Source organism: Microbacterium sp. H6, assembly GCF_003314775.1.
GTDB lineage: Bacteria > Actinomycetota > Actinomycetes > Actinomycetales > Microbacteriaceae > Microbacterium > Microbacterium oxydans.
Map to the genome: position 1 here is coordinate 1 of NZ_QOAY01000003.1, position 8,533 is coordinate 8,533.

An 8,533-nucleotide genomic window follows, 5' to 3' on the forward strand; every position below is an offset into this window, starting at 1 on the left:
TTCCCACGAGCACCGTCGATCCGCGGGAGGCCGCGACCGCGACCGCCGCGCCGTTGCGCGACCAGGTCTCCGCCTCGGCCACACCGACCTCGGCGCCGGACGCGACGGCGTCGACGACGATCGAGGAGAACCTCAGCACATCGACGACCACGACGACGTCGGCGCCGGCGAGCCGGTCGAGACCTGCTGTCCCCCAGTCGAGGCGGACCTGATACGTGGACTGATCGAACGGCGACGGCACCCGACCAGCCTAGAGGCGTCAGTCGGCTGCGAGAGCCTCGACCGGGGCCACCCTGGTCGCCAGTCGCGTCGGCGTCGCGGCCGCCACCAGCGCGAGCACCGCCGTCGCGACGACGATGATGACCACGGGAACCCACGGGATCTGGGGCGCGACGAGCCCCGCCGGCGTGAAGTCCGGCAACGTCGGCACCGAACCGAGCAGCGACTGCGCGGCGATCCAGCCGTACACGACCCCGAGCACGAGGCCCGTCAGAGTCGCCGCGACCGTGATGTGCGTGGCTTCGAGCAGCACCATCCGTCGCACCTGGCGATTCGACAGACCGATCGAGCGCAGCAGTCCGAGCTCCCTGCGTCGCTGCACCACTCCGATCGTGAGGAGGTTCACGAGGCCGACAGCGGCGATCACCGCGGAGACGGCGACCAGCACCATCATCACCGCCGCGAAAGCGTCCATCGGGGCGAAGAACTCCGGAGGGACCTCTCCCGTCGACTGGCTCATCATCAACGCCTTGGCCGATTCCAGGGCCACGGCGAACATCGTCACCAGGGTCACACCCATCACCACGCCGATCGCCATCCGCGACGAACGCTCGGGGTAGCGCAGCGCGTTCTCGGCGGCGAGGCGAGCGGTGGCGCTCGACCCGAACATCCGGCCGACCAGACGCAGCACGGGCGGCATGAACAGCACGGATCCGAGAGCGAGGCCGGTGAACGAGAGCACACCGCCGACGAACGCCACGACGACGCCGAGCGGCGTCATGAGCCCCACCAGAATCCCGCCGACCAGGAGCAGCGCACCGGCGATGAGCAGCACCCAGGCGCCGATGTGCCGGCCCGGCTTGCCGGAGACCTCGTCGAGGGTGCGCTCGACCGAACCGCCCAGCGACTGCAGCGGGGTCACCGCGAGCACGCGTCGGGAACCGGCCCACGCCGCCGCCCATGTCGTGAGGGCCACGCCGATCGCCGGAAGCGCCACGAAGGGCTGAGCGAGGGAGAAATCGGACGGGGCATTGGTGATCAGCTGCCCGCCGATCTGCACTCCGACGGCCGCGAGCCCGATCCCGACCAGCAGACCGATCGCTGCTCCGAGGAGTCCGACGACGAGTCCCTGCCTGCCGACCTCGGCGCGCTGGGAGCGCGCGGTCGCACCGATCAGGCGCATGAGCGCGATCTGCCGCGTACGACCGGCGATGATCGTCGAGAAGGTGTTGGCGGTGACGATGGCCGCGACGTACATCGCGACGACGGTCAACAGGACGGAGAGCAGGGCGACGACGAAGGCGAGAGTCTCGCTGTCGCCGATGAACGGATCGTTCTGCAGCACGGCGCCGATGTAGGCGGTGATCTCCACGAGGAGCACGCCGAACGCCGCGGACAGTGCCGCGACCAGGATGCTGGCCCCCATCCCGCGGTCGCGCAACCACGCGAGTCGGGGTCCGGTCGCCCGAGTCTCGGGGACGACCGTGGCGACGGCGCTCATGCGGCCACCTCCGCGGCGAGCATGTAGGCCGAGATCTCCTCAGCGGTCTGACGGGGGTGGTCGGCGACGATGCGTCCGTCGCCGAGGTAGAGCACGCGGTCGGCGTGGCTGGCGGCGATCGCGTCGTGCGTGACCATCGCGATCGACTGCCCGTGCTCGCGGCTCGCGGTGGCGAGCAGGCGCAGCACCTCACGGCCGGTCTTCGAGTCGAGGTTGCCGGTGGGCTCATCGGCGAACACGAGGTCGGGTGCCGTGGCGAGGGCGCGGGCGATGGCGACACGCTGCTGCTGACCGCCGGACAACTGGTGCGGACGGTGGGAGAGCCGCGAGCCCAGGCCGAGCGTCTCGACGAGCCCGTCGATGCGCGCGCGCTCGATCGCACTCGGACGGCGACCGTCGAGCTCGAACGGGAGCATGATGTTGCCGAGGGTGTCGAGCGTCGGGACGAGGTTGAAGGCCTGGAAGATGAAGCCGACCCGGCGACGCCGCAGGATGGTGAGGTCGATGTCGCCCAGGCCGGTGATCTCGGTGTCGCCGATCCACGCGCGTCCCTCGGTCGGGCTGTCGAGTCCCGCCATGATGTGCATCAGGGTCGACTTGCCGGAACCCGAAGGCCCCATGATGGCGGTGAACTGCCCGCGGCGGATGCCCACGCTGACGTCGTCCAGCGCGTGGACGGTGCCCTCGCCGGAGCCGTAGGTCTTCTTCAGGTGCTGGACGCGGGCGGCGAGCCCCAGGTCGGTGGTCGTGATCTCCATGTCTCCGACGCTATTTCCGCCGCCCGTGGCGGGTCATCGCCCGCGGGGCGCATCGGCATACATCGCAAGGATGATCCCGTCCCACCCAGGCGTGCGTCAGGCCAGACGTGCGTCAGGCGAGACGTGCGTCAGGGGATGTCTGCGTCAGGCGAGGCCGTGCTCGAAGGCGAACACCACGAGCTGCACCCGGTCGCGCAGCGCCAGCTTGCTGAGGATCCTGCTGATGTGCGTCTTCACCGTCGCCTCGCTCAGGTACTCCCGGCTCGCGATCTCGGCATTCGACAGCCCTCGGGCCGCGAGCGCGAAGATCTCCCTCTCCCGGTCCGTCAGGTCGGCATACTGCGGCGGAACGGGTTTGGGAGCCTCGGCGAAGTGCTCGAAGAGATCGCGGGTCGCCGAAGCAGCGATCACGCTCGACCCGGAGTGCACCGTGCGGATCGCCGCGAGCAGGAACTCGGGGTCGGCGTCCTTGAGGAGGAATCCGCTCGCGCCCTGCCGGATCGCCCTCGCCGCTGCCTCATCCAGATCGAACGTGGTGAGCATGACGACGCGCGGGGCATCAGGGCGGGCCAGGATCTCCGCAGTCGCCGTGAGCCCGTCCATCACCGGCATCCGGATGTCCATCATCACCACGTCGGGGCGGGTCGTGCGGACGACGTCGATCGCCTCCTGGCCGTTGCCGGCTTCGCCGACCACCTCGAGGTCGGGCTGTGACGCGATGAGCATCCGGATTCCGGCACGGAAGAGCGCCTGGTCGTCGACGAGCACGACTCTGATCATTCGGAGACTCCGATCGGGAGCGTGGCGTGGACAACGAACTGTGCCCCTCTGCGCTCGGCTTGCAGACTACCGCCGACGAGCTGCGCACGCTCACGCATGCCGATGAGCCCGTGTCCGCCGGGGACGGAGGTCGCCTCGCTCGCGACCGTGTTCCGCACATCGACGTCGACGCGGTCGGGAAGCCAGGCGATGTGCACGTCGACCGCGCCGTCTCCGTGGCGGATCGCGTTCGTGAGCGCCTCCTGGAGGATGCGGTACACGGCGAGCTGGATCGCGGCGGGCGGCTCCCCCGGCGGCATCGGATCCACGGTGACGCGCGGCTCGATCCCGGCCTGCCGCACCTGCGCGAACAGCGCCTCGAGGTCGGCGAGCGTCGGCTGCGGACCGTCGCCCTGTCGATGCCGCAACTGCGTGAGCAGCATCCGTACGTCGCTCAGAGCTCCGCGCGCGGTCTGGGCGATGGTGCCGAGAGCCTCGGTCGCCACTTCGGGCTGCACCGCGGCCGCGTACCTGGCACCGTCCGCCTGGGCGATCACCACGGCCAGCGAATGCGCGACGACGTCATGCATGTCGCGCGCGATGCGCACCCGTTCCTGCTCCTCGGCGGCGAGGGACTCGGCCTGCAGCTGGGCCGACCTCGTTCGGCGCGCGCGCAGCACGACACGCCACAGCAGGCCGCACACCCAGGCGAAGCCGAGCGCCATGACCGAGAGCACGAGGAGCAGCGTCCCCGTGGTGATCTTCTGCCATCCGTCGCCGGTTCCGAACGCCACACCGTTGACGATCACCATGAATACGGCGGCCACGAGACCGCCGAAGAGCGCTGAACCGAATCCCCACCAGAGCACCCGGCGCGTCCCCCAGGCGGAGGTCGCGTACAGCACCAGCAGGATCGCGACGTCGATCGGCAGTGGCCCGAAACCGGCGATCATCTGCAGCACGGCGCCGGCCCAGGCTGTGGCCAACGCCCATCCGGGCGCGAGCCGTCCGATGGCGACGGCGCCGGACATGAGCACGCTCGCGAAGACGAGGATCACGATCGCCGCGCCGCCGACGGCCGGGTTGTCCGTGACGGGCCCGTAGAACACCAGCGACATCGGTGCGAGCACGAGGAAGAGCAACGCCGCCCCGACGATGTCGAGGATCAGCGCGGTGCGGGAGAGCGGGCGGATCACTCCCCCACGCTACGCGAGCGTCTGCGCGTGGGCATCCGTCGAGGGATGTATCCGTGCCGGGTCAGGCGCGTGCGACGATCTCGCCGTGCGGCACCAGGTACCAGCCGTCGCCGTCATCGGCCCAGCGCTTCCAGGCGTCGCTGATCTCCTGTAGATCAGCGGGCGTCGCCATGTCGCTGTCGACGAGCTGCCGTGCGAGCGCGGATTCGAGGATGCGGTCGGCCCACATGCCGCCCCACCAAGCCCGCTCTTCCGGAGACGCGTAGCACCAGGTCGACGCCGTCGCCGAGATGTCGGTGAAGCCCGCAGCGCGTGCCCAGGCCAACAGCCGTCGTCCCGCATCCGGCTCTCCGCCGTTGGCCCTGGCCGCGGCGCGATACAGCGCGAGCCACCGGTCGAGCTCCGGCAGTACGGGGAACCACACGAAGCCCGCGTAGTCGGCATCGCGTGCGGCGACGACACCGCCCGGAACCGTGACGCGGCGCATCTCGCGCAGAGCCTGCACGGGGTCGCCGACGTGCTGGAGCACCTGGTGCGCGTGCACGACGTCGAAGGATTCGTCGGGAAAGCTCAGCGCGTGCACGTCTTCGACGGAGAACGACAGGTTCGTGAGGCCGCGATCGGCGGCGAGCCGCTCCGAGAGGGACAGGGCGTTCTCGTCGATCTCCGTCGCTGTCACGTGCGCCACGATGCCGGCGAAGTCGACCGTGATGCTCCCAGGACCTGCGCCCACGTCGAGAAGTCGTGTGCTGGCCCCGAGGTGCGGACGGAGGTACTCGGCGGAGTTCGCGATGTCGCGGACGTTGTGCGAGCGGAGGACGGTTTCGTGGTGTCCATGCGTGTACGAGGCCATGGGGTCAGTCTGGCAGAGCCCTTCGAGACCGGTCGTGGCACGCCTCAGCGCAGCTCGGCGACCATCCGTCGGAGGGACTCGCGGTCGGGCTTGCCCGAGGACAGCACGTCGATCTCGTCGACCACGATCAACCGTGCAGGCCTGGCATGCTTGCCGAGCTCTTCCTCGACCGCGCCCCGGGCGTGCGCGAGCTGCTCGGACTCGCTGCGCCGGAGCACCTCCCCCCGCGCCGCCACGATCACGGATGCCTCGCCCCACCGCTCATCCTCCACGCCGACCACCACGGCCTCGTGGAGACCGGGGACGCGGCGGACGACCCGCTCCACACGGTCGAGGGAGATGTTGATGCCGCCGGAGACGATCACGTTGTCGGCCCGGCCGTGCACGCGCACGGTGCCGTCTTCGACGAGGCCGAGGTCGCCGGTGCGGTACCAGCGGATGCCGTGCTCATCACGCACGAAGGTGCGCGCGGTCAGTGCCGCATCTCCCAGGTATCCTTCGGCGAGCATGGGCCCGGCGATGCGCAGCTCTCCGTCCACCGTGCGGACGCCGACCGTGTCGAGCGGTACGCCGTCGTAGACGCATCCCCCGCTGGTCTCGGTCGAACCGTAGGTGCGCACCAGTCGCACCCCGAGGTCGGCTGCTCGCTCGCGCAGCGGCTCGGGAAGAGACTGGCCGCCCACGAGGATCGCCCGATACGCCGTCAAGGCCGCACGGACCGACGTCTCGTCCGCGGCGTCGAGCAGCGTCGAGACCTGGGCGGGCACGAGCGAGGTGTACAGGTCGGGCATCCCCGTGCTCGACGACGGCCGCATCATCTCGTACGTCGCCTCGGCGAAGACCTGCGGCGAGAATCGCCCCTCGATCCGTGTGGGCTGCGTACCCGCGAGGATCGACCGCACGAGCACCTGGAGCCCGGCGACGTAGCCGGCGGGCAGTGCGAGCAGCCAGCGGCCGCTGCCGATCCGTGCCGCCGTCGCCTCTGCGCTCGCCCTCAGCGCCTCACCGCTCAGGGCGACGCGCTTCGGGATGCCGCTCGATCCCGACGTCGCGATCACCGCCGCGAGTGCGTCCGCTACGTTCTCCGGGGCATCGGCCACCATCCCCAGCCCCAGAGCGGGGCCGCCGTCGAGCGCCCGCTGCAGGGCCTCCCGCAGCAGAACCGGGTCTTCGGCATCTGTGGGGATCAGGGCGGTCATGCGTGTCTCCGACTCTGTGGGACCGACGGACTCAGTAGTGCCAGGGGAAGGACGACCAGTCGGGGTCGCGCTTCTCGAGGAAGGAGTCGCGCCCCTCGACGGCCTCGTCGGTGCCGTAGGCGAGGCGAGTGGCCTCGCCGGCGAAGACCTGCTGGCCGACGAGACCGTCATCGACCGCGTTGAAGGCGAACTTCAGCATCCGGATGGCGGTCGGGGACTTGGTCAACACGGTGCGCGCCATCTTCAGCGCCTCGCGTTCGAGGTCGACGTGCGGCACGACGCGGTTGACCGCACCGGCCTCGTACGCGCGCTGTGCGGAGTACTCCTCCGCCAGGAAGAACACCTCTCTGGCGAACTTCTGTCCGGTCTGACGCGCCATGTATGCAGAGCCGTATCCGGCGTCGAAGCTGCCGACGTCCGCATCCGTCTGCTTGAAACGCGCCTCTTCCGCCGAGGCGATCGTGAGGTCGCACACCACATGCAGGGAGTGGCCGCCGCCGGCCGCCCACCCCGGCACCACCGCGATGACGACCTTCGGCATGAAGCGGATGAGCCGCTGCACCTCGAGGATGTGGAGTCGACCGACCGCCGCGCGGCTCGCCCCGTCGACGATCGCCGTCTCGGCGTCGGAGTACTTGTATCCATCGCGACCGCGGATGCGCTGGTCGCCACCGGAGCAGAACGCCCAGCCGCCGTCCTTCGGGCTCGGTCCGTTTCCCGTGAGCAGCACCGCACCGATGCGCGCATCCTGTCGGGCGATGTCGAGGGCACGGTAGAGCTCGTCGACCGTGTGCGGACGGAAGGCGTTGCGCACCTCCGGCCGGTTGAAGGCGATGCGCGCGACTCCGCCGTCCCGCGAGACATGCGCGGTGATGTCGGTGTAGTCCTCGGCGCCGGGCGCGAGCACCCATTCGGCCGGGTCGAACAGGTCGGAGACGAAGGCATCGGTCACGGCATCCACCCTATTCCTGTTGCTCCGGTCGTCTGTTCGCGCGGGCGGTCTTGAGCCAGCCGTCGACGATGTCCCACCCGACCCCGATCGCGACGCCGAATCCGAGCAGCACGGCGAGGATCCTGAACACCCCGCCTTCGTCGGCCGATTCCGCCTGACCGGCGGCGAAACCCTCGCCACCGGCCGTCGCGATCTGTGCGAGGAACTCGGGGTTCACGAGCTGATCCGTCAGCAGCAGGCTCACGACCCAGGCGAGGAAGGCCAGGGCCAGCACCGTGTTCGCCACGGCGAGACCGATGCTCCATCGCCGCCGCCGGTGGAGCACCAAGGCGAACACGACCTCCGCCGCGATCAGCACGAACAGAACGCCGATCCCCCACGGCCACAGCTGGGGGTTCAGGATCGGCAGCGCCTCACCGTCCACCTGGACGAAACCGCGGAAGCGGTCCCAGAACAGCGCTCCGACACTGATGCCGAGGAACACCAGCGAGGCGATCAGCTCGCTGCGGCCCACCCCGTCGTCGGTCGGCTCGGGAAGCTGATCGACATCCCATCTCACCCCGGTGTCGGTACCGGCTCGCTCCAGGATCACGAAGACCAGGGTGGTCCAGAAGCACAGGTGGAGAATCGTGCCGCCGGTGGCGAGGAGCGACGTGGACATGATCTCCCCGATCGGGGCCGCGGAGATCGTCAGGCCCAGCGCGACGGCGGCGAAAACGCTGACAGGGACGAACTTGAGCAGCAGGATCAGCAGACGCCACCAGGTGAGGTAGTAACGGGGCCCGATCAGGTACAGGGGGCGGTCGGCATAGCCTGCCGCGAGAGCGCCGGGATCGCCGAGCTCGGTGAGTACCGCGCGTTCGGCATCCTCGGGCGCTTCTCCCTGCTCCACGCGCGCCTCGACCGCGTCGGCGATGGAGGCTTCGAGCTCGGCACGGACATCCGCCTGCGCTTCCGGCGGCAGACTGCGGATCGTGGCGCTGACGTAGCGTTCGGTGAGAGTGGTGGTCATGTCAGTTCTCCTCTGAGGTGAGGGACGCGATCGCCGCCGTGAGCGACCGCCATTCGTCGGTGAGGGCGTCGGCGAGGCGGACGC

8 protein-coding genes and 1 pseudogene are annotated in these 8,533 nt (G+C 69.8%); all 9 read right to left on the reverse strand.

Annotated features, from left to right (window positions below; genetic code table 11):
* Nucleotides 1-241: pseudogene (locus tag DSP71_RS00045) on the reverse strand (phosphosulfolactate phosphohydrolase); the annotation flags it as partial.
* An 18-nt stretch (nucleotides 242-259) separates the two neighbouring features.
* Nucleotides 260-1,720 carry an ABC transporter permease gene (locus tag DSP71_RS00050; protein ID WP_113680058.1) on the reverse strand — a complete coding sequence of 487 codons (1,461 nt, stop codon included), beginning with the start codon at nucleotides 1,718-1,720 and terminating at the stop codon, nucleotides 260-262.
* Nucleotides 1,717-2,478: an ABC transporter ATP-binding protein gene (locus DSP71_RS00055; protein ID WP_046747330.1), complete on the reverse strand. Its 762-nt coding sequence runs from the start codon at nucleotides 2,476-2,478 to the stop codon at nucleotides 1,717-1,719. Before DSP71_RS00055 ends, DSP71_RS00050 begins: the two co-directional genes overlap by 4 nt.
* 144 nt (nucleotides 2,479-2,622) lie before the next feature.
* A complete protein-coding gene (locus tag DSP71_RS00060; protein ID WP_061017172.1) occupies nucleotides 2,623-3,258 on the reverse strand; it encodes a response regulator transcription factor in 636 nt (211 codons plus the stop codon).
* Nucleotides 3,255-4,433: a sensor histidine kinase gene (locus DSP71_RS00065; protein ID WP_113680059.1), complete on the reverse strand. Its 1,179-nt coding sequence runs from the start codon at nucleotides 4,431-4,433 to the stop codon at nucleotides 3,255-3,257. The genes DSP71_RS00060 and DSP71_RS00065 overlap by 4 nt, the downstream gene beginning before the upstream one ends.
* A gap of 61 nt (nucleotides 4,434-4,494) precedes the next feature.
* Nucleotides 4,495-5,286 carry a class I SAM-dependent methyltransferase gene (locus tag DSP71_RS00070; RefSeq protein ID WP_046747327.1) on the reverse strand — a complete coding sequence of 264 codons (792 nt, stop codon included), beginning with the start codon at nucleotides 5,284-5,286 and terminating at the stop codon, nucleotides 4,495-4,497.
* 44 nt (nucleotides 5,287-5,330) lie between these two features.
* Entirely contained in the window at nucleotides 5,331-6,485 is a 1,155-nt protein-coding gene (locus DSP71_RS00075) for an AMP-binding protein (protein WP_113680060.1), read from the reverse strand.
* 31 nt (nucleotides 6,486-6,516) lie between these two features.
* Nucleotides 6,517-7,437, reverse strand: coding sequence for a 1,4-dihydroxy-2-naphthoyl-CoA synthase (locus tag DSP71_RS00080; protein WP_046747434.1), 921 nt, complete (start codon nucleotides 7,435-7,437; stop codon nucleotides 6,517-6,519).
* Nucleotides 7,438-7,447: 10 nt separating this feature from the next.
* Nucleotides 7,448-8,449, reverse strand: a complete 1,002-nt coding sequence (locus tag DSP71_RS00085; RefSeq protein WP_113680061.1) for a permease prefix domain 1-containing protein — start codon at nucleotides 8,447-8,449, stop codon at nucleotides 7,448-7,450.
* Between the last annotated feature and the right edge of the window lie 84 nt (nucleotides 8,450-8,533).

Coding starts and splice junctions, on each gene's coding strand:
- DSP71_RS00070 (WP_046747327.1), bottom strand. CDS start 5,286: ATGGCCTCGTACACGCATGGACACCACGAAACCGTCCTCCGCTCGCAC.
- DSP71_RS00050 (WP_113680058.1), bottom strand. CDS start 1,720: ATGAGCGCCGTCGCCACGGTCGTCCCCGAGACTCGGGCGACCGGACCC.
- DSP71_RS00075 (WP_113680060.1), bottom strand. CDS start 6,485: ATGACCGCCCTGATCCCCACAGATGCCGAAGACCCGGTTCTGCTGCGG.
- DSP71_RS00060 (WP_061017172.1), bottom strand. CDS start 3,258: ATGATCAGAGTCGTGCTCGTCGACGACCAGGCGCTCTTCCGTGCCGGA.
- DSP71_RS00085 (WP_113680061.1), bottom strand. CDS start 8,449: ATGACCACCACTCTCACCGAACGCTACGTCAGCGCCACGATCCGCAGT.
- DSP71_RS00055 (WP_046747330.1), bottom strand. CDS start 2,478: ATGGAGATCACGACCACCGACCTGGGGCTCGCCGCCCGCGTCCAGCAC.